Origin of the sequence: Aeromonas sp. SG16, from assembly GCF_024436135.1 — a bacterium.
GTDB lineage: Bacteria > Pseudomonadota > Gammaproteobacteria > Enterobacterales > Aeromonadaceae > Aeromonas > Aeromonas jandaei.
On sequence record NZ_JANFNW010000001.1, the window covers coordinates 490,179 to 512,903 of the forward strand.

11 protein-coding genes are annotated in these 22,725 nt (G+C 61.8%); 4 read left to right on the forward strand and 7 right to left on the reverse strand.

Annotated elements, in window-relative coordinates; translation table 11 throughout:
• Positions 1 to 2 precede the first annotated feature (2 nt).
• The 3 genes from phnW to phnX are packed head-to-tail and all read left to right on the forward strand — an operon-like array spanning position 3 to position 3,413.
• Positions 3 to 1,145, forward strand: coding sequence for a 2-aminoethylphosphonate--pyruvate transaminase (phnW, locus tag NOM67_RS02265; RefSeq protein ID WP_255933555.1), 1,143 nt, complete (start codon positions 3 to 5; stop codon positions 1,143 to 1,145).
• Positions 1,142 to 2,581 (forward strand): aspartate aminotransferase family protein, encoded by a 1,440-nt coding sequence (locus tag NOM67_RS02270; protein ID WP_255933556.1) that lies wholly within the window; start codon positions 1,142 to 1,144, stop codon positions 2,579 to 2,581. Before phnW ends, NOM67_RS02270 begins: the two co-directional genes overlap by 4 nt.
• The gene (gene phnX, locus NOM67_RS02275) at positions 2,574 to 3,413 is read left to right on the forward strand and encodes a phosphonoacetaldehyde hydrolase (protein ID WP_255933557.1); all 840 of its coding nucleotides are present in this window, start codon (positions 2,574 to 2,576) and stop codon (positions 3,411 to 3,413) included. The genes NOM67_RS02270 and phnX overlap by 8 nt, the downstream gene beginning before the upstream one ends.
• Positions 3,414 to 3,554: 141 nt before the next feature.
• On the opposite strand, the gene nrfF is transcribed toward phnX, so the two are convergent.
• The 7 genes from nrfF to nrfA form a co-directional block, all read right to left on the reverse strand.
• Positions 3,555 to 4,739, reverse strand: a complete 1,185-nt coding sequence (gene nrfF, locus NOM67_RS02280) for a heme lyase NrfEFG subunit NrfF (protein WP_255933559.1) — start codon at positions 4,737 to 4,739, stop codon at positions 3,555 to 3,557.
• Entirely contained in the window at positions 4,736 to 5,311 is a 576-nt protein-coding gene (locus tag NOM67_RS02285) for a DsbE family thiol:disulfide interchange protein (RefSeq protein ID WP_255933561.1), read from the reverse strand. The genes nrfF and NOM67_RS02285 overlap by 4 nt, the downstream gene beginning before the upstream one ends.
• The gene (gene nrfE / locus NOM67_RS02290; RefSeq protein ID WP_255933563.1) at positions 5,308 to 7,275 is read right to left on the reverse strand and encodes a heme lyase NrfEFG subunit NrfE; all 1,968 of its coding nucleotides are present in this window, start codon (positions 7,273 to 7,275) and stop codon (positions 5,308 to 5,310) included. The genes NOM67_RS02285 and nrfE overlap by 4 nt, the downstream gene beginning before the upstream one ends.
• 173 nt (positions 7,276 to 7,448) lie before the next feature.
• A complete protein-coding gene (gene nrfD / locus NOM67_RS02295) occupies positions 7,449 to 8,405 on the reverse strand; it encodes a cytochrome c nitrite reductase subunit NrfD (protein WP_255933564.1) in 957 nt (318 codons plus the stop codon).
• Positions 8,402 to 9,094 carry a cytochrome c nitrite reductase Fe-S protein gene (gene nrfC, locus NOM67_RS02300; RefSeq protein ID WP_255933565.1) on the reverse strand — a complete coding sequence of 231 codons (693 nt, stop codon included), beginning with the start codon at positions 9,092 to 9,094 and terminating at the stop codon, positions 8,402 to 8,404. Before nrfC ends, nrfD begins: the two co-directional genes overlap by 4 nt.
• On the reverse strand, positions 9,091 to 9,690 hold the full coding sequence (gene nrfB / locus NOM67_RS02305) for a cytochrome c nitrite reductase pentaheme subunit (RefSeq protein ID WP_255933566.1): 600 nt from the start codon (positions 9,688 to 9,690) through the stop codon (positions 9,091 to 9,093). Before nrfB ends, nrfC begins: the two co-directional genes overlap by 4 nt.
• Before the next feature lie 51 nt (positions 9,691 to 9,741).
• Positions 9,742 to 11,187, reverse strand: coding sequence for an ammonia-forming nitrite reductase cytochrome c552 subunit (gene nrfA / locus NOM67_RS02310; RefSeq protein WP_255933567.1), 1,446 nt, complete (start codon positions 11,185 to 11,187; stop codon positions 9,742 to 9,744).
• A 749-nt stretch (positions 11,188 to 11,936) separates the two neighbouring features.
• Here nrfA and NOM67_RS02315 point away from each other — a divergent pair.
• The gene (locus tag NOM67_RS02315; protein WP_255933568.1) at positions 11,937 to 22,691 is read left to right on the forward strand and encodes a retention module-containing protein; all 10,755 of its coding nucleotides are present in this window, start codon (positions 11,937 to 11,939) and stop codon (positions 22,689 to 22,691) included.
• Positions 22,692 to 22,725: the final 34 nt, after the last annotated feature.

Below are 22,725 nucleotides of genomic sequence, written 5' to 3' on the forward strand. Positions count from 1 at the left end.
TCATGACCCATATTCCTGCTGCCCCCGCCGCCGTCGATTACCTTCTGCTGACCCCGGGCCCCCTCTCGACCACCGCGACGGTGCGCGCCGCCATGCTGCAAGACAGCTGTACCTGGGATGCGGACTACAACCAGGGGGTGGTGGAGCCCATCCGCCGCGAGCTGGTGCGCCTCGCCACTGGCCCGGAATATGAAAGTGACTACAGCGCCGTCTTGCTGCAGGGGAGTGGCAGTTATGTGGTGGAGAGCGTACTGGGCTCGGCGATAGGTAGCGATGAGTGTCTGCTTATCATCAACAACGGCGCCTACGGTGCCCGCATGGGGGAGATGGCCCGCTGCCTTGGCCTGCGTCACCATGAGCTCGACTGCGGCGAGACCACCCGCCCCGAACCCGCCGCCATTGAGGCGATGCTGGCGCGCCACCCCGAGATCACCCATCTGGCAATGGTGCACTGTGAGACCACCACCGGCATGCTCAACCCGCTTGAGGAGGTGGCTGCGCTCTGCCAGCGCCGCGGCATTCGCCTGATCGTCGATGCCATGAGCAGCTTTGGCGGTATCCCCATCGACATGGGGCGCCTTGGCATCGAGTTTCTCATCAGCTCGGCCAACAAGTGCATTCAGGGGGTGCCGGGCTTTGGCTTCGTCATCGCCCGCCGCGTGGCGCTCACGGCCTGCGCCGGTCGCGCCCGCTCGGTCTCCCTCGACCTGCATGCCCAGTGGCAGACCATGGAGCAGCAGGGGGGCAAGTGGCGCTTTACCTCGCCCACCCATACCGTACTCGCCTTTGCCCAGGCGCTGCGCGAGCTGGATGAAGAGGGGGGCATTGCCGCCCGCCATCGGCGCTACAGCGAGAACCAGCGCACCCTGGGGGCGGGGATGGCTGAGCTGGGCTTTGCGCCGCTGCTGCCAGAAAAATGGCAATCCCCCATCATCACCGCCTTCTACTCTCCGACCCACCCTGACTACCGCTTCGCCGACTTCTACCAGCGGCTCAAGGCGCAGGGCTTTGTCATCTACCCGGGCAAGGTCTCGCAGGCCGATTGCTTCCGTATCGGCAATATCGGCGATGTGACCCCTGAGCGGGTGCGGGATCTGCTCGCCGCCATGGCCAGCGCCTGCTACTGGCAAGGGGATGCGCGATGACCAGCATGCTGGCTCAGGGTCGTGATCTGCGTGGCCGCGATTTGCATGACCATAAGCTGCACGGCCGCGGCCGCGCCGACAGCGAAGGGGATATCAACCTTGGTGAGGGGCGGGCGCGCTGGTTGGCAGGTCAGAGCGAGGCGGTGCAGGCGGGATTGGCGGAGGATAGCCGCTACTTTCTCCATCAGGCCCTCTCCACCCCCTGTCTCGATCTGCTTGAGCGCGCGCAGGGGAGCTGGTTGACCAGCGTATCGGGCAAGTGTTACCTCGATTTTCACGGCAACAGCGTCCATCAGCTGGGCCACGGCCACCCTAGGGTAGTAGCCGCGGTGCAGCAGCAACTCGCCGATCTGCCGTTCGCGCCCCGCCGCTACACCCATCAGGTTGCTATCGATTGTGCCCGCACTCTGGCCGAACTGGCTCCCGGCGATCTCAACCGGGTGCTGTTCGCCCCCGGCGGCAGCGAGGTAGTGGGGATTGCCCTGAAGCTTGCCCGCTTTATTACCGGCAACAGCAAGGTGGTGTCCCTCTGGGATGCCTTTCACGGCGCCTCCCTCGATGCTATTTCGGTCGGCGGTGAAGCCTGTTTTCGCGCCGGTATGGGCCCGCTGATGGCCGGCGTGGAGCGCATCCCGCCGCCCACCCGCTATCGCGGCGTCTGGTATCGCGGGGAGGGGGATGACCTGCACTACGCCAATTATCTGGAGTACGTCATCGAGAAGGAGGGAGGGATCGGCGCCTTTATCGCCGAGCCCATCCGCAACACCGACGTACAGGTGCCCTCGAAGGCCTACTGGCAGCGGGTGCGGGAGATCTGCGATCGCCACAAGGTGCTGCTGATCGTCGACGAGATCCCCAATGCCCTTGGCCGCACCGGCCACTGGTTCAGCTTCGAGGAGTTCGGCATCGAACCCGACATCATCTGTTTGGGCAAGGGGTTGGGGGGCGGGGTGGTACCGTTTGCCGCGCTCATCACCCGCGACAGCTTCAATCAGGCCGCAGCCATTTCGCTCGGTCACTACACCCACGAGAAGAGCCCTATCGGCTGCGCGGCGGCGCTCGCCACCATCAGTACCATCCGTGAAGAGGGGTTGCTTGCAAAAGCGCAGGAGGATGGCCGCTTTATGGCGGCAGAGCTTGCAGCGCTTGCCGAGCGTCACCCGCTGATCGGGCAGGTACGTGGTATCGGTTTGCTCTGGGCGCTCGATCTGGTGGTCGATCATCAGAGTCGCACCCGCAATAACCAGGCCGCCGAGCGCCTGCTCTACCGCTGTCTGGAACTGGGGCTCAGCTTCAAGGTCTCCCAGGGCAATGTCATCCAGCTCTCGCCACCGCTCAATATCACCCGCGCCGATCTGGTGCGCGCCATCACCATTCTCGATCGCGCCCTCGGCGAGATCGCACTTTCACCGAAACAGGAACACCACCATGACTGACTTGCAGATTGCTGTAGACCCGACCACCGACGTAGAGGCGCTGATCCTCGACTGGGCCGGTACCGTCGTCGATTTCGGCTCCTTCGCCCCCACCTCCATCTTCGTCGAGGCCTTCGCCCGCGCCTATGACTTTCCCGTGACCCTGGACGAAGCACGTCAGCCCATGGGCCTTGGCAAGTGGGATCATATCGCCGCGCTGGGCCGTCTGCCTTCGGTGGATGCTCGCTGGCAGGCTCGCTTTGGCCACCCCATGGGCCACGCCGAGGTGGATCACCTCTATCACACCTTTATGCCGCTGCAGATTGCCGCCGTGACCCGTTTTGCTGCCCCCATCCCAAGAGTGCTGTCGGTGCTGGACGCTCTGCGGGTGAAGGGGATGAAAATCGGCTCCTGCTCCGGTTACCCCCGTCCGGTGATGGAGGCACTGGTACCAGCCGCGGCCGATCACGGCTATCGGCCGGATCACTGGGTCGCCACTGACGATCTCAAGGCAGGTGGTCGCCCCGGCCCCTGGATGGCGCTGGCCAACGTAATTGAGCTGGGAGTGAGCGCCGTGCATCGCTGCATCAAGGTGGATGACGCCATGCCGGGTATCAGCGAAGGGTTGAACGCGGGCATGTGGACAGTGGGATTGTCGGTCTCCGGCAACGAGTTCGGTGCCACCTGGGACGAGTTTGCCGCCATGAGCGAGGCGGAGATCGCCGCCCGGCGCGCACCGGCCGAGGCCAAACTGCGGGCGGCGGGGGCGCACTATGTGATTGATACCCTGGCCGACATCGCCCCGGTTATCGCCGATATCAACCGCCGTCTGGCCGCTGGCGAGAGACCTTAAGCGGGTGTCGAGATAAACCTGCCAAGGTGAGCCAATAACAAAACACCCCCGCATGGGGGTGTTTTGCATTGATTGACATTGCGCAGGGCTTGGCAGGAAGAAGGCGCTAACGTCCTGAAAAGAAGAAACGGATCTGTCGGGCTAGCCCCCCATCATCCGCGCGGTCTGAATTGCCTCGATCAGTGCGGCCCGGTTGATGCGGGGTCGCTCTTCATCGAGCAGTTGCTGCCATAGCGCAATGGCCTGACGGTAGCGACCATGCAGAAAGTGATCGGAGGCGAGCAGCATCAGGGCGCTCACTTCCCCCCCATCCTGCGTGAGGGCGCTCTCCAGTAGGCGGGTTGCCTCGGGAGTCAGCTGCTGGCCCGCCTGATAGTAGAGCACGGTAGCCTGCGCGGCTTGAGTCGCAGCGCTGGCGCCCCCTTCTTGCAGGGCGAGACGCTGGTAGGCGAGCAGGGCGTTGTCGTACTCGTCCCGATAGAGATAGAGCTGACCGAGCGCCGCCCAGCCGTCGAGATCGGCAGGGTTGGCTTGCAGGCGCTGGTGTAGGGCGTCCAGCTCCTTGTCTTGCAGATCCCGCGGGCTCAATCCCGCCAGCGGATCGGGGCGCGACTGATAAGCCTGCCACGCCTGATAGCGGCCGGTGCCGGCATAAATACCGGCCATCAGCGCCAGCAGCAGGGCCCCAAGCAGTATCCAGGCGCGCTGCCTAAGCTGAGGACGGGCGGTGCGATTTCTTACCAGTCGGTCGCGCAGAGCCTGCTCGGCGGTTGGGGTGGCGTTGGCGAGGCGAGCCAGCTCCCGGTAGAGGCGGCTGTGGGGGGCAAGCCCCGCCTGCTGCTCGGCCATGATCAGCCGGTTCAGCTCGGCCCTGGGGTCGTGGGCGAGCATCCCTTCTGCTCTGTCGCCGACAAGCGGTACCCGCGCTGGTTGCCGGCGATGCAGACTCCTGCGCAGGCGATTGAGCGCCAGCAACAGCAAGAGGGCGGGGCCGCCCCACAGCAGCGCTGTGCTGGCCTTGAAGGGGGGATCGTAGCGGACAAAATCGCCGAAGCGCTCCGTCATGCGGGCGATCACCTGCTCATCAGACTGCCCCTCGTCCACCCAGCGGTAGACCTCGAGCCGCAGATCCCGGGCGATGGGGGAGTTGGACTCCACCAGATTCTGGTTCTGGCACTGGGGGCAGCGCAGGGCGCGGGCCAGCTCTTGTGCCCGGTTTTGCAGCTCGGGATGGCGAAACTCATAGGTGTCGACCCCGCTGGCAATGGCCCCGAGGCTCAATGCCAGCAAGAGCGGCGCGATCAGGGCGTGGCCGAGACAGCTCATGGCTTGCTCTCCTGCTCTTGTCTCTCCAGTTCGGGCTGGCCGGCGATGTTGCTGCGGGCCTTTGCAAGCTGGGGGGCAAACTGGCGCAGCCAGATCCCTTTGGTAAGCTCGCCGGTATGGCGGGCGAGCAGGGCACCATCGGCATCAAAGAGATAGGTCTCTGGCGTGCCGTAGACGCCGAGCTCAAGGGCCAGTTTGCCGTCAGGGTCGGCCAGTACGGCGCGATAAGGGTTGCCTGCTTGGATAAGCCAAGCACGGGCCGCATCCCCCTTGTCCCGGTAGTTGAGACCGTAGAGGGGCACGGTGCCCGCGAGCTCGCTGAGCAACGGATGCTCGGCGCGGCAGTTGGGGCACCAGCTGGCCCAGACGTTGAGCACGAAGGGCTCCCCCTTGAGCGCCGCGGTGTGGATGGGGGCACCACCAAACAGATCGTCACTCTGCCACGCGGGCAGGGTACGCCCTGCGACGGCTTCATCCTGGCTGTAGGGGTTGTTGCCAAGGCCGAGCCAGAGCAGGGCGCCGAGGCCCAGGGTCAGCAGCAGTGGAAGAAAGAGGCGCAGGCGGGATCTCATAACGCCTCCTGTTCGAGCCGGGGACGGGAGGTGCCAACCGCAACGGAACGGGAGGCGAGCAAGGGGCGTCGGGCGAGCAGGCGCAGGGTGCCGCCTGCCATCATCAACAGGCCACCGAGCCAGATCCAGCGCACCAGCGGCTTATGGTGCAGCCGCATGGCATAGGCGCCGGGCCCCATTTTCTCACCCAGTACCACGTAGAGATCGCCGAGCATTCCCCATTTGATCCCGGGCTCGTTCATGTTCATGGTGCGCACGCTGTAGTGGCGCCGCTCTGGCGTCAGCCGTGCCACCTCTTTACCGTTCTCATGCACGCTGAGAGTGATGCGCTCGGCGGTGTAGTTGGGGCCGATGATCGGCTCGCTCCCCACATAGCGAAACTCAAAGGCGCCGAGCCGATAGGGCTGGCCTGCGGCGAGTACCGTGCCCCCCTCCTGACTGTGGTGACTCACCTGCGCAATGCCGAGGGCGCATACCGCCACCCCGAGGTGGGCCAGCAGGCTGCCGAGCCGATTGAGGGTGAGTTCACGCAGCGACGTCGGTTGCAAGAGCGGGAGCAGCAGGCTGGCCATCAGCCAGAGGCTCACCATATTGGCGAGGATGCCGCTCCAGCTACCGGAAAACGATCCCTGCTCCAGATAGGCAAGGCTAAGCAGCCCGCCGCCAAGCAGGCCAAACAGGGGGGGCAACACGCTTTTGATGCGGGAATAAGGAGCAAGCTGCTGCCAGCGCAGGCGTGGCAGTTGGGTCATCAGCCCCATCAGGCAGAGGGCCAGCGGCACGAAGATGGTATTGAAATAGGGGGCGCCCACCGAGAGCGAGCCCAGATGAAGTGACTGGAACACCATGGGGTAGAAGGTGCCGAGCAGCACGCTGGCGCAGGCCACGCAGAGTAGCAGGATGGCGGCGCCGAGCAGCCCCTCCTTTGACCAGAAGCCAAAGCGGGCATAGGGTGCGCGAATGTCCGCCCGCAGGGCAAACAGGGTGAGGGCGCAGGTCAATAGCAAGCCGAGCAGCAACAAGAGGGTGAGGCCGCGGCTGGGGTCCACCGCAAAGGCGTGCACCGAGGTGAGTATCCCGGAGCGCACCACGAAGGTGCCGAGCAGGCTCAAGGCGAAGGTGAAGATGGAGAGCAACAGCACGGCGTGGCCGTAGGCGCCGCGCTTCTCGCAGACAATCAGGGCGTGCAGCAGGGCGGTGCCGAGCAGCCAGGGCAAGAGGGAGGCATTTTCCACCGGATCCCAGAACCACCAGCCGCCCCAGCCGAGCTCGTAATAGGCCCACCAGGAGCCCAGCACGATGCCGGCGGTGAGAAACACCCAGGAGCCGAGCGCCCAGGGTCGGCTCCAGTGGGCCACGGCGCCATCGAGCCTGCCCGAGTGCAGCGCCGCCATGGCGAAGGCGAAGTTGACCGCAAAGCCGACGTAACCGAGATAGAGCAGGGGGGGGTGGATGATGAGGCCGATATCCTGCAGCATGGGGTTGAGATCACGCCCCTCCAGTGGCCCCGGGAACTGGCGGTCAAACGGGCTGGAGAAGATCAGGGTATAGAGGCCGAACAGCCCGACGATCAGCCCCATGATGGCCAATACCCGGGCTGTGATCAGCGGATCTACCCGTTTTGAACAAATCGCCACCAGAGCGCCCCACAGCCCCAACGCAAAGACGAAAAAGAGCATGGAGCCCTCATGGCCGCCCCACACCGCCGCCAGTTTGAAGCCAAGGGGCAGGGCGCTGTTGGCGTGCTGGGCCACATAGACCAGGGTGAAGTCATCGAGGCCAAAACAGCTGGCGAGCAGCAGCAGGGCGGCCCCGAGCAGGAGCGCGACTAGCAGGGCTAGGGGGCGGGCACAGCCGAGCAGCGGGCGTGAGGCGAGCCGCAATCCCAGCCAGGGCAACAGCCCTTGCAGCAGGGCGAGCCCGGTCGCCAGCAACAGTGAGAGATAGCCGAGCTCTGCCAGCACACAACCTCCGTTTCAATCTTTGATGTCATTCATGTCATGCCACACACGCCGCGTCGTCTCTCTTTGGCGGAGAACATTGCCAAGCAACGGGTGTGGCATCACCAGAAATTTATTGGGCCAGCAACAAACCAGCGCCAGTCACCCGAAGGTGGCTGGCGCTGGTGATCATACCTTTAAACTACCGTCATCTGGCCGGCATAAAGCACGAAGTAGCGCAGCAGCAGGATCCCCACCAGGGTCAGGCTGCAGACCAGTACCAGATAGCCGTTTTTGGCCCGCAGCGGTGCGGGAGCCAGCAGGGCCAGCAACTGGGGCAGCAGCATGCCGATGCCCACCACCCCGAGCCAGAACACCTGAGCCCAGAAGCCGCTGCCGATGGCGGCCCACATGGCTGCCTCCTTCTGGCCGCCACCGAAGTAGAGGCCGGTAAAGAAGCAGACCAGCAGCAATACCTCCACCGCCAACACCGGCCGCTCAAAGCGGTGGACAAAGCTCACCCCCTGGCTGTGATGGTTCTCCTTGAAGAGCGTGACCGCCAGCAAGATGGTGGAGGCGATGCCGGAGCTGACGCCGGAGATGAGGAACAGCACCGGCAGCACCGGGTTGTTCAACATCGGATAGGTCTTGAGCGCCGAGAGCAGAAAGCCGGTGTAGGCCCCCAACAGCACGGCAAGCAGCAGCAAGAGCGGCGCCAGCAGCCGTTCGATGTGGGCAAACCAAGCGATGAGATCATCCACAAAGGCGAACTTCTCTTGCAGCAGGTGATGGCGCAAGGTCTCGATCTCGGAGCGAAACACCACCGCCAGCCAGGCGAACAGCACCGCCATGTAGACCTGGAACAGCATGACCCCCATCGACATCACGGAGTCGAACTGGTAGTGGAACATCAGCTTCCAGAAGGTCCAGGGGCGGGCCAGATGGAAGATGAGGATCAGTAACCCCAGCACCACGCTCACCGGCGCCAGAATGGCGGTCGCCTTGATGATGCCGCTCTCGCTGCCTGCCCCCTTGCGGCGCAACAGCACCGAGATAGTGGTGGCGCCGGCGGAGATGCCGAGCAGAAAGAGATAGATGGCGATGGGCCAGTCCCAGACGAGGGAGGGGAAGTGAAATGCCTCTTGCATGGTCATGACTTTATCTCCCCTTTGGGCACGCGGTACATCTTGGGGGAGGTTCCGAGTGCCTGCTTGTAGCGATAGGTGGTCTCCTTCACCAGCCGTTGGGCGATGGGGCTGTCCGGGTCATCCAGATTGCCGAACACCAGCGCCTTGGTGGGGCAAGACTCGACACAGGCGGGCTCCTTGCCCGCCGCCAGGTTGGTCTTGCGGCAAAAGTCGCACTTGTCCGCCACCCGGGTGACCGGGTTGATAAAGCGCACCTGATAGGGGCAGGCGGCCAGACAATACATGCAGCCGACGCAGAGATCCGCGTCGACATCGACGATGCCATCCTCCTTGCGGATATGGGAGGCGCCGGTGGGGCAGACATGCACGCAGGGGGCGTTGTCGCAGTGCTGGCAGGACTTGCGAAAGAAGCGGTACTCGGCGTCGGGAAATTCACCGATGGGACCTGAACGGATGATCTCGAGGCGCGAGACCCCTTCCGGCACTTTGTTGACCTCCCGGCAGGCATCCATGCAGGCGGTGCAGCCGATGCAGGCCGTCTCATCGTGGATCATGCCATAGCGGATCCCGTCGATGGTCTGGCTGTGGGCGAGGGTGGTGGCAAGGGAGCGGGTGTTGGCACGAGCAGCCCCCGTCATCATGATAAGGGCCCCCGCGCCCATGCCCGCCATAAAGTCACGGCGAGAGCAGCTCATGATGCCTCCTTGCCGGTAGCCGGTTTGGACTGCTCCTGCCGGGCCTTGCTGGCCTCATGTTGCTTGCTGTGGCAGTCTACGCAGAGCTTGATGCGGGACTTTTCCGGGATCTCCACCATGGGCTCCTTCGCCGGGTGCAGTTGGTGGCAGCTGGTGCAGGTGAGCTTGGTGGCGTGCACGTCGTGGGCCCAGAGCGCCTCGCGAATCTCTTTGGGCTCGTGGCAGCTCATGCAGACTCCATTCTGCTCGCTGATGGGATAAAGCTTGATGCTCTCTTTATCTTTCAGGCTGTGGCTGAAGCGCATCACATCCTTGACCCCTTCCCTGTGCTGGGGGGAGGGCTGGCCGTGGCAGTTGGTGCAGGTCACCGGTTTGAGGTTGTTGGGATTGGTCGCCTGACCATGCTTGCCGTGCATCCCCTCACTCTGCTCCTTGTGACAGTCGGTGCAGGCTTTGTCGGGATTGCGTAAAAATTCCACCTCATGTGTAGCTGGAACAGGGGCTGCTGTCGGCTCGGCCGCCTGACCCTGCAGGCTGGTGAGCAGCATGGCTGCCATCAGCATCAGTCGTAAGAAATCCATCGTTAAATCACCCATAGGAAGCCTCCATCCATTGCGGGCCCGGTCTGGCCGGGCCCGCAGGCGCCATTACTGTGCCAGCCGTCCGGCCGCTTTGGCCTCGGCGTCCCAGGCGGGGACTGTGGTCTTGAGGAACTGTGCCTTATCGCTGTTGAACTGCTTCATATCCATGCCAAGGGCGGCTTGCGCTTTCTCCTTGGTGGAGATATCGGGAATGGCGATCTCGTGGGTTATTCCCTTGGCAGCCAGCAGACGAGCCAGCTTGGTTCGGGCGTCAGCGGCTTTATCCAGCGCGCTGCCAAGTACCTTGAGGGCCACTTCGGGGGCGTGCATCTGCACCCCGTGGGAGGCGATGGCGTAGTCCCAGCGCCACTGGGCGTGACGGATGTCCTGCAGAATATCCTTCATCTCTGCCTCGGTGGCGCCGGCATCCCAGGCCGCCTTGGCTTCAAAGTGGGCGTGTACCAGCTGCTTCTCGACTTTCAGCTTGGTTTCGATCACCGCCTCTTTGCGCTGCTTGACAATCCCTTGCAGCATCTCCTTGCTCTGGGTGTGGCAGTTGCGGCAGGTCTGCTCGAAGCGATCGAAGGGGTTACCCACCTTGTGATCGGTGTAGACCTTGCCCTGCTCGTTCTGCACCTTGGGCATGTGGCAGTCGACACAGGCGACGTTGTTCTGGCCGTGAATGCCGGCGCGCCAGGTTTCGTACTCGGGGTGCTGGGCTTTGAGCATGGGGGTTTTGGAGAGGGCATGGGTCCAGTCGGCAAAGCCGATTTCATCGTAATAGGCCTCCATCTGCTCAACCGTGGTGCCCTTGTCCCAGGGGAATTTGACCGCCTTGGTGGGGCCGCTGAAGTAATACTCCACGTGGCACTGGCCGCACACCTGGGACTGCTGATCAAAGCGCCCCTGCTCCTTAAACGGCTTGCCGATGGCGGTCATGGCCCGATCGGCATAGGGACGGGAGAGGTGCAGGGCCGGTTTGCCCTCCTTGAACTCCTGCGAGGCGGTGTCGTGGCAGTCGGCGCAGCCGATGGTGTTGACTACTTCCGGCCCGCCTTTTGCCCACATCCCCTTGAAGTAGCCATCCTCACCCTTCTCGTCGATGACGCGGGCCACATCCGGGCCTTTGCAGCTCCAGCAGGCCATGGGCAGCGGACCATCTTCGGCGGTCTTGGGGGCGCCGGTGCGCAGTGTTTCCCGCACGTCGGTCAGCGCATAAAAGTGGCCGCGCGGCTTGTTGTAATCCTTGGAGAAGGGGTAGCCGGCCCAGAGCACCACCATCTGCGGATCTTCCGCCAGGGCGTCGGTACGCTCGCGGCTCTCGCTGGTGCCTTTCCAGCTGGTGAACTGATCGGCGTGATCTTTGGCGAACAGCTCGCTGCGCGCCTCGATCTTGCCCTTGGGTTGTGCCTCGTCGGCCGCCTGTGCCCAGCCGCTGGTGCCAAGGCAGGTTGTAAGCAGCAGGGCGGTAAGCCCCAGTCTGCTCTGTCTGTTGTGTGAACTCACCATCATCACTCCCAATCATTGTCCTTGTTTGGCCTGATCGGCTCCCTTTTGTGATGCGGAGATCGACACCCCGAGCGGGGTGGCAGGCCTGTTGTTATTACCGGTGAATAAACCGGATTTATGCATTTTCAGAGAGCGAGGTTATCAAACTGGTAAACAAAATGATGAATTATCGAGAGAGGAGTTGCGCCAGATCAATTGGCGGCACGAGCAAAGCACGGAAATGAGATCTGGGTTGAATTTTACGAAAAGTCAGGTGGTCGTGACGGTCTTGCCAAGAAAAATCAGCGGATTTTACTAAGTCGGGTAAAGAGCGTTGTGGAGGTCAGCTCACTCCTTGGCGCTATGGACATATCTTCTTCATCGTTCGGCAAGAAGAATGGCTATGCGCAAACTTAAATTTCTATTCACTTTATTATCGATAAGCGCTGCTGTTTGGCTGCACTCATTTGCACTGCCCGTTTGCCACTGGGGCTCGCTTGAAATCCGGATTCACCAGGGATTACGAAGCGAGTCCGCCAAAAGGACTATTTTTTCTTGAATAGGCGCATCAGCAAAGGGCTGCAGCAATGTTGCGTCACAGGTTGTCGCACCAAGGACGATGCCTGCATGACATTTATTGTACGAAATACCCTGTTTGCGGTCTCTTTTGTCGAAAATTGAGAAAAGACCCTTCAACTTGTTTGCGGTAAGATGGCTAATCCAGTCAGGTGTGCTGTTGATAATGTCGTTAATCAGGTTGTGCCGGAGGTTGTATGGCTGAGTTGCAAATTGAAAAGTCCACGGTGGTGACCCGCATAGAGGGCTCCGTGTTTGTCATCAGTGCAGATGGAGCTGTCGTACGAGCAACCGTGGGGATGGTGCTCCATCCCGGTGATCGGCTGCAAGCCGCGCAGGGGGGGCAGTTTGCACTGGCTGATGCCGATTCGCAGCCAACCGGACAACAACCTGAACCGGCCAATCCTGTTCCGGCCGATGGCAGCGAGGCGCAGCCTGATCAGGAGCTCGCTTCCCTGCAGGAGGCCATTCGCCAGGGGGTTGACCCGACCAAACTCTTTGCCGAGACCGCCGCAGGCAACGCCGCGCCAGCTGCCGGCAATATTGGTGGCGTTGCGGGTTCCAGCTCTGGCGGCTTTGTGGTGGTCGATCGCACCAATGACGCCACCCTGGCCGAGGCCGGTTTCGATACGGATCACAATGCACCTGTCGCCAACGACGAGCTGCGTTTTGCCGAAGTACGCGACTTCTTTGCCGCCATCACCATCACCGAGCCGCAGACCAGCGACAACATCATCAACGCTGACGAGGCGGCTGGCGTTATCATCCGCGGTACCGTGCTAGATGTAGAGGTCGGTCAGCCGGTCACCGTGACCCTGATTGACCAGGCAGGCAACCGACTCACCGTCACCACAGTGGTGCTGCCCGGTCTGGTCTGGGAGGCCAATTTTGGCGACGTCACCGGCAAGCTGGTGGATGGCCCCCTCACCATTCAGGCCGATACTCAGGATGCTGCCGGCAACCGTGCCAGCGATCTGGGCCAGACCCTGCTCGATACCATCACCACCATTACCCTGGATCTTGCCGATGAGAGCGACACCGGTGCCAGCCAGAGCGATGATCTGACCCGCGACAATACCCCGCTGCTGCAGGGCAAGGGGGAGCCCGGTGCCACAGTCACCCTCTCCCTTGGTGGCAGCGTGCTCACCGTACTTACCGTTGACGGCAATGGCAACTGGCAATATCAGCTGCCCGATACGCTGGCAGACGGAGCTTATGATTTTCGGGTCGACTCGGTGGATATCGCCGGCAACCGAGCCAGCGATACCCTCACTATTGAGGTTGATACCCAGGCCACCATCGATATCGATGATCTCTACGCGGTGGAACTCTTTGGCAGCGACAATGCCACCCTGAGTGGTACCACCGCCAATGTCGAGGCGGGACAGAAGGTGACCATCACCCTGCTAGGCAGCGATGGGCAGATCCTGCTTACCACCTCTGCAGTGGTCGGTGCGGATGGCCGTTGGCAGGTATCAGGTCTTGATCTCTCCGGTATCACGCAATCTTTCGAAGTGCGTGCCAGCGTCACCGATCTGGCGGGTAATTCTGCCTTGGACGGTGCGCCGCTGATCGGCAAGAGCGAGACCTTGACCCTCTCCGAAGCCGGACTGGCCAATGGCCCAGTCACTGCGACTGGCAGCCTCAATACCGGCGCCGGGATTGATGGCAACCTGCAGGTCACCTTCGCCGCTGACCAGAGCGGCCTTGAAGGGCTGAAGCTTACCAGTCATGGAGTGGCACTCGATTACGTCTGGGGCGGCCAGACCCTGACCGCCACTGCCGGTGGTATCACCGTCTTTACCCTGACCCTCAGCGATGACGGCAGCTATCGCATCGTCTGGAACCAGAGCCTGGATCACCCCGAGAGCAAGGAGCAGACCCTGCTTAACACTCAGGAAACCTTGAGTCTGCCGTTCAACCTCGAATACCGCGACAGCGACGGTGATCTGGTGAAAGCGCCGCTGGTGATCAATCTGGTGGACAGCACTCCACCGAGCTTCGAGATCCCGGCCATTACCCTGACCGAGGATGCCTTTACCAACAGCGCCGCCGTAGTCGGGGAGAGCAGCTTTGTGGTCAAGCACACCGCCGATCCCCTGCTGGTGGATTCGCTGGTGTTCAGCAATCAGAGTGGCACCCTGGCGACCCTCAACGGCTCGGGTCTTGCCAGCGATGGCCATCCGCTGACGTTTGAATTTACCGATGATCGCACCCTGCTGGGCTACTACCTCGATGGCAATGGTCAGCGGGTAGAGGTATTGCGCGCCCAGCTGCTGGCTGAACAGCAGGGGAGCGATGTGGGCGGTCGGGTGGTGATCACCCTTACCGGCCCGCTCGATCATCAGGGTAGTGACAGCCTCTCGCTGGGGTTGCAGGTGAGTGCCAAAGAGATCGATGGCGATGTCACCAGTGCCGACCTGGCTCTGACCATCAACGACGGCAGTGATCCTTCGCTTGGTCTCGACAAGGGCGTTTCGCTGCAAGAAGGGGGCAACCAGCACATCGATGGTCAACTGCCGGTCACGGTGGGTAGCGATCGTCTGGTCTCCCTCAACTTTGAGGCGAGCCAACCAGCGCTCGCTGGGCTCACCAGCCAGGGGCATCCCACCAGTTATGAGGTGCAGGGCAACCAGCTGACCGTCAAGGATTGGCAGGGCAATACGATCCTCACCGTCACCATCGGGCTGGATGGCAAGTACAGCGTCTCCCTGACCGGCGTGTTTGACGAGCCGGAAGCGACCAACAGCCTCAACCTAGGCCTGAAGGTACAGGGCACCGATTTTGACGGCGACAAGAGCAACCTCGGCACCCTAAATATCAACATTACCGATGGTGCCTTGCCGCAGGTCGATCCTGTCTCCCTGACGCTCACGGAAGATAGCAACTGGCTGCAGGAGCAGACCCTTAACGGTGATTTGACCATCACCGCGGGCAGCGATCCGCTGGCCAGCATCACCTTCGATGCCAACCAGCCGGGGCTGCAAGGGTTCACCTCGGGCAAGCAGGCCGTGACCATCACGGTGGCTGATCATCTTATCGAGGGGCGTACCCCCGATGGCACGCTGGTGTTTAAGCTGACCCTTGGCAACGATGGCAAATACAGCTTTACCCTCCATCAACCGCTGGATCAGGGCAGTGCCGACAGCCTGCTCAAGGCGGGCTTTACCCTGCTCGACAGCGATGGTGACAAGGTCTCCTCCACCATTACCGTGGCGATAGGTGATGGCGCCAACCCGACAATCTCTGCGGTCAGCGGCACCGCTATCACCGAGATGGCGCAAGGGGAGGCGGCTGCGGTCAGCAACATGAGTTTCACGGTGACCCACGGCAGCGATGCCCTTGATCCCGCATCTCTGGGTTTTGATATCGCCACCATCCAGAGCACCCTGACCGGTCTCACCAGCCATGGCAGCCCGATCAGTTTCTCCCTCGACGCCAACGGCCAGCTGGTCGGCATCACGGCAGATGGTCGCGAGATCCTGCGCGCCGAGCTGAGCTTGGTCGATAACAACGGTAACTGGAGCGTCACCGCCAAGGTGACCCTCACGGGTGAGCTGGATCACAAGGGGAGCGAATCCCTCAACCTGCCGTTGGCGGTCACCCTGGCCGACAAGGATGGCGATCGCATCGGTACCACGTTGCCGCTCACCATCGCGGATGGCAAGGCGCCGAGCTTTATCCCGGGCAGAGGCGTGTCTCTGGATGAGGGGGACCTCACCGGCAGCAACAGTCTGAGTCAAACCGGTCACTTCGACGTACAAGCCGGGTCGGATCGGGTGGTCGAGGTGGCATTTGCCGAGGGCAGCCAGCAACCGGCGCTCACAGCCCTCGGCCAAACCGTCAAATACGAGTTGCTTGATGGGGAGCCCGCTATCCCGGGTAGTCAGCTGCTCAAGGGCTATGTGATGGTCAACGGCCAGCGGGTCGAGGTGTTTGAGGTGCGGCTGGTTGGCACGCTGGATCAGGCGGGCAAGAACGGTTTTGACTATCAGGTGACCCTCTATCAGGGGATCCATCAGGGCGCCAACGCCGTGACCGAGCTGCCCATCAAGGTGATCGTCAACGACTACGACAAGGCGGGCGGCAACAACGACAGCTCCAGCGGCACCCTCAATATCCAGATTGGGGAAGGGGATAAACCGACCTTGACTCTGACTGGTGTAACCCTCAGCGAAGGGCGCTTTGATGGCGCCAACTCGGCGGTGGATGACCAGCAGGCGAGCGGCAAGATCATCATCAAAGCTGACTCGGATCCGGTGACAGATGTGCGACTGACCCTCTCCGGTCAGGTTATGGATGCCAGCGGCAAACCCATTACCCACAATGGCGAAGCCTTGACCTGGCAAGCGGTTGGCACGGATGGTCACACCTTCCAGGCTGTAACCAGCGCTGGTCTGGTGGTGATAACGGTATCTATCCCCACCGTGCCCGCTAGCATCGCCGCTCACACCAGTGCAGAGATAGATTATCAGGTGACGGTGCATACCAACCTGGATCACGGGGCGGATGACAAACTCAACCTGACCTTGCCAATCAAGGTAACCGACAGCGATGGCAGCGTGATCACTGGCAGTACCACTGCCGTAATCACCGATGCTGACAATCCCGTGATCACCGCTATCGAGGGGGTCACCGTCAAGGAGTCGGATCTCAACGGGGGCAATGGCCAGCATGGAGGCACCAGCCCGTCAGGCACGGGAGAGGTTGCCATCGGTCAGGTGACGATCGCTGCCGGGAGTGACCGGGTGGCTTCTCTGCAACTGGATGTGGCTCGCTTTAACGCCCTCAACACCCTCACGTCGGGGGGCAAGGTCGTCACCATTGGCGCAGATAGCCAGCCGGGTGTGTATCTTGGCAAGGACAGCGCAGGCAAGCTCATCTTCAAGCTGACGTTGGATGTCTCCGGTCGCTACACCTTCGAGCTTATCGGCAATCTTGATCACAGTGCTCAGGGCAAGGATCTGCTGGATATCCAGCTGCCGTTACAGGCGCGGGACAGTGACGGAGACCTCAGTGCCGAAGTGATTGGTCATGTGAGCGTGCAGGATGATGTGCCCGTGGCCGTGGATGCGAACAAGACCCTGAATGAAGGAGCGAAAGTGACCGGCGATCTGCTGGCCACCGCCAGTGAGGGGGCGGACGATGCGGTAGTGAAATCGGTCACCATCAATGGCACCGAGCACCCCATCGCCGCAACGGGCAATACCACCATCTCGGTAACGGATGGCACAGGACAAGTCATCGGCACTCTGGTTATCAATGCCGAGGGCAACTACAGCTTCACTGCCAGGTCGGGCATTGATCACAGCAACAGCACTCTGGTGCAGCAGATTGAGTTCCATCTGGTGGACGGTGACGGGGATACCGATGATGGGGTTCTGACCCTGACCATCCGGGACGAGGCTGGCATGCTCAGCGTGAGCGCAGTCACCGGCCAGGAGGATGCCGGAGCAACCGATCCTGGCCAGGGGATCCCCATCACCATGAATCTGGATGTGGGGGATTTCGATCGGGGCGAGCATGTGGAGCAGCTGCTTATCCAGGCACCAGCCAATGCCCAGGGAACCTTCTATTTCAACGGTGTCGCACTGACCACCATCACCCTGGGTGGCAAGACCTGGTATGAGGTGCCGCCTGCGGCCATGGTGGCGGTGGCCAACACCAACGACAAGTTCCAGCTCACCGGTGTCACCTTCGTGCCTAACCACGACTACTCGAGCTACAACAACGGAGGCAATCCGCTGCGCTTCCCGGTGCAGTTGCAGGTGGGCGTCACCGAGGGGAGCAAGCCCCCGGTGCTCACCGGCAATCTGGACATCACGGTGCAAGGTATTGCCGACAAACCCCTGTGGGATGCGGGTAGCACGCACCAGCACTACACCATCAACGAGGACAGCAGCGGCATTGCCCTCAATGTGCAGGCGAGCCTCACCGATACGGATGGCTCCGAGACCCTGACCTACCAGATCAAGTGGGAGTCGGGTCAGGGGACTCTGACCCTTAACGGCAAGGTGCTGACCCCGGGGGCAAACGGCCTCTATACAGTGGCTGGTGGCGACATCAACAAGGTGACCGTGGTTCCGGCCAAGGATTTCAGCGGTGACATCAAGCTGTCGGTGACCCCGATCAGCACGGAGCAGAACCCGATCGTGCCGGGTCAGGGTACGGCGCAGGGAGACAGGATTGAGCTGGTGATCAACGTCAATCCGCTGGCGGATGACGCCAAACTCACCGTGCGCGATATTCAGGGCAAAGAGGATACCTTGCTCGATCTGGGCAGCAAGATTGGCCTGGCTCACCTGGGTGACACCACCGATGGCTCCGAGCAGCTCTTTGTGCGCATCAGTGGCCTGCCCGCCGGGGCGACGCTGCTGCTGGGGGGCGTTGCCGTCAGCCAGAATGCTGCCGGGTATTACGAGGTGCCCTTTGAGCGCATCAATGAGCTCAAGCTGCTGCCGCCCAAAAACAGCAACGTCGATTTCGATCTGACCATCAAGGGCGTGGTCAAAGACAGCGCCACCCTGACCGATGCCAATGGCCAGACCCACATCGTGGTGAACGAGAAGGAGACCGGCTCCCAGACCATTCATGTGGATCTGGTGGGGGTGGTGGATCAGCCTCACTTCGAGCTTGGCAATACCGGCTGGGAGGCCGAAGGGACAGGCTATGCCATCACAGTGGGCGAAGATGGACGGGCGCCGCTCAACTTTACCCTCACCTCGGGCGAGTGGGTCGATACCCCGCACGACACCTCCGAGAGCCTCAACGTGGTACTGCAAGGGCTGCCGGAAGGGGCCCGGGTATTTGATGCCAGCGGCAAGGAGCTGACCCTCACCTTTGCCGGACTCGATGCCAGCGGCAAACCGACCTATCAGGTCAATGTCTCCGATTTTGGCAATCTGCTTATTCAGCCACCCCACAACAGCACGGCGGATCTGCATCTCGTCGCCAGGGTGGTGGTTACCGAAAACGACGGCGACAGCAAGAGCTTCGAAGTGCCGCTGCATATCAAGGTGGAGCCGGAGATCGATGCGACCGACTACAGCAAGACCAGCCACGGTCTGGAAGATCAGTTCACCGTGTTGGACTGGCATCCGACCCTTACGGACGGTGCCGAGAAGGTCACTGCGCTGAGCCTTTCCGGGGTGGAGGATGGCTACCAGATCTGGCTGCGAGTCGGCGGCGTGGAGAGCCAGCTGACCGTGGTGGGTGGCCAGGTCACCCTGACGGCCGCCCAGCTAGACAGCCTGCTCAACGGGGGACAATTGCTGGTGAAGGCGCCGGAGGATAGCGATCGGGATACCACTATCCAGAGCCATGTCACCGTGACCCAGCACGATGTGGATTCGGTCGCGGTGGCCGAGAAGGTGATCGATGGCAACCTGCATGTCGATATTCAGGCGGTGGTGGAGCCCGATGGCGTGCTGACCCAGACTGGCGGCGCACTCGTGGGGCAGGGCGGTGCCGATATCGATCTGGCGGGGCGTTTCCTCTTTACCGACCTCGATCCCTCCAGCGTGGAGGAGATCGACTATCTGGTGATTAACCTGCCGGTGCTGAACGGTGGCGCAGGGGATCAGTTTGTGGTGATTGGCGGTATCAACAATGGTAACGGCAGCTGGATCGTACCTGCGGGCAACCTCGGGAGCTTCAAGCTGCATGCGCCCGACGGGTTTGTCGGCAAGGTTCAACCGATCCGTATCGATGCCATGGTGATCGACCGTGGCGATGATGGCGATGCCAGTGGCCATGTCAAGGTGAGCCTGAACACGGATGCGACCTTCGAGGCGACGCCGACGACCAACAAGGAAGCTGCGGCGACCGTCGATATCAACGACAACGCGGTGCTGGTGGGCAAGGAGGATATCCGGGTTGATTTTGGTCAGCAGCTCAAAGGCGTGATCCATATCGGCGCCGCCGATCAGACCAGCGACGAGGTGACCATAGTCCTCAAGGGGCTGCCGGCGGGTGTCACCATCAGCGGCGCCGAGTACAACATCTCGACCGGTGAGTATGTCATCAAGGTGCCGCCGTCACTGGCTGGTCTGGAAGGGCTGACCCTGGGTTTGCCGCAAGACTTTGCCGGCTCGCTCAATATCGAGGTGAAGGTGGTCAACACGGATACCGCCAGTGGCGATATCAAGGTCGACAGCACGACGGTACGGGTCGATGTGGCCCCCGTGGTCGATGTGAATGGTGGCCGTGGCGAGCATCCGGAACTGACGCTGACCGTACTGGATACCAACCATGACGGACAGCCGGACAATCTGGAAGATAGCGAGATCCACCTCGATCTCTCGGTGAAACTGGCCGATATCAGCCCCTCCATCGCCAATGGTGGCCTTGAAACCGTGGAACGGGTCACCATCACGGTGGATGCAAAATATGGCTACTTCCTCGATGGCAGTGGCAAGCCGGTCAACACCCTGGTGGTCAGCGATGTGGCTGCCCTCAAGGACTTGGTGTTTGTGCCCAAAGAGCACTTCAGCGGTCAGGTACCGCTCGACATCAAGGTCGATATCGTCGATACCGCGCTGGTCGGCGGCCAGCTGGTGACCGACAGCGGCAGCTGGAGCGGGCAGGTCGGCTTTGAGGTGAGACCGGTCAACGATCCGGCAGCGCTGACGCTGCACGATGTATCGGGCAATGAAGATGGTGCCATCAGCCTGGCTGGCTTTGGTGCCGCCCTCATCGATAACGACGGTTCCGAGAAGATAGTGGCGTTGCAGATCAAGGGGGTGCCGGATGGTTTCACCCTCTCGGCCCCTGCCGTGAATAATGGTGGTGGTGTCTGGCAAGTACCTGTAGGCACCGATTTTGCCAAGCTGACCCTGATCCCGCCGGCCGATTTCAGCGGCAGCGTGGATCTGTCACTCAGTGCCTTTACCCTCGACAAGGGGCTCACTATTCCCCTTGAAACCAGCGGCAGCTTTACCGTGACCGTCAATCCGGTGGGGGATGCCCTCATCAGCGATCTGGTGCCCAATGCCAGCGGGGTAGAGGGCGACAGGATCCTGCTCAATCTGGGGCTGGAGACCCGCGATACCCACGCCACCGGCGGGAGCGCAAGCAATGTGCATGAAAATGGCGCCGAGCAGGTGCGGGTGACTATCCGCAACGTGCCGGAGGGAGCATCCATTGAGCTGCCGGACGGAGTGGCCGGTCAGGTAGTCAGATTGCCAAACGGTGATTGGCAGGTGACCACTGTGGGTGGCAATCTGGCGGATCTGGTGCTGGTGACCAACGACGTTAACGGTACCCTGAAACTCGAGGTGATCGCCCAGAGTCTGGACAACGGCGCGCTGGGGCCAGAGGTGAAGGGCCGCATCGATGTCACCATAGAGGCGGTCAACGACGCGCCCGAAAACATTCTGCCCACAGCGCCGCTGGTTGCCGAAGAGGATATGCCTTACCGCATTGATGGCCTGCAGGTCAAAGATGTGGATGCGGGCAACAGCCCCATCGAGGTGCGCCTCTCGGTGGGTCACGGCACCTTGACCCTAGCGGCCGGCAGCGGCGTGACCGTGACCGGCAGTGGCACGGGTTCGCTGGTGCTGAGTGGCTCGCTTGCAGCCATCAATGCGCTGCTGGCGGGCGGGGTGACCTATCAGGGGGCACAGGACTTCAATGGCCAGGATCAGCTCACCATGGTGACCAATGATCTTGGCAATACCGGTAGCGGCGGGGCCCTCAGCGACACTGATGTGGTACCGATCGAGGTGCTGCCGGTCAATGATGCGCCGGTCAATCAGCTGCCGGGCAGCATGACGGTCAAAGAGGATGGCTCTCTGTCGCTATCCGGCATCAGCGTGAAGGATGTGGATGCCGGCAGCGCGCCTGTCTCCATGGTGCTGCGGGTCGAGCATGGTGTGCTGACCCTGCTGGGCGCAACTGGCGCCGTGATGGTGCAGGGGGCGGGGACCAGCGAGATCACCCTGGTGGGGTCGCTGGCCGATCTCAACCAGTTGCTGGCAAGCAGCCTGCACTATGAACCGGCCAAAGATTTCTGGGGAGAGGATACCCTGACCGTCACTACCTCGGATCAGGGCAACAGTGGTGCGGGTGGCCCGTTGAGCGACACCGATCAGGTGACCATCAATGTCACGCCCGAGCCGGACATGCCGAACCTGACGCTGACCCAGCACGAGATCCATGCCCTGCAGGGGGCGATGGTGCCCCTGAGTCTGCAGGCTAGCGTGGTCAATCCGGCAACCGGCGAGCTATCCATTCGCATCAGCGGATTGGGGAACGCTCAGGTGCAGGATGAACATGGCCTGACCGTGGGACATCAGGAGAGCAACGGTGACTGGCTGATCCCGGCGGATCACTCGGTACCGCTCTACTTCAACGGCTTGAGCGATGGGGATCATGTGCTGGGGATCTCCGCCGAGTCGAGTGTCGGCGGCTCCACCATCAGCACGCCACTCGATACCCTGACTATCCACAGCCAGAGCGGTCATGAGCTGTTGGGGTCCGAGCATGACGACATCCTCTTTGGCTCTTCAGGCGATGATCGTCTGGTGGGAGGGCTTGGGAACGATGTGCTCCATGGCGGCAAAGGCAGCGATATCCTCACCGGTGGTGCCGGCAGCGATCTCTTTGTCTGGCAGAAGGGGGATGAGGGGAGTCAGGGGCAACCCGCAGTCGATACCATCACCGACTTCCATCCAGAACAGGGGGACAGGATCGATCTGGCTGACCTGCTGCGGGGGGGCCCGGGAGCCAGCGTCGAAAGTCTGCTAAGCAACCTATCGGCGTCGGTGACGACCGGCAGCAATGGTCTGAGCGATGTGAATCTCTCGGTGACCTCGGCCAGTGGTGGTCAGGTGACTCAGCAGATCACCCTGAAGGATGTGGATCTGAACAGCTGGAACCTCACCAGCACCTCGTCCCACGACATCCTGCAGAGCATGCTGGATAACCACAGCCTGATCATCCAGCATCCCTGATAGCGGGAGTGAAGCGTAAAAGGAAGAGCCGGCA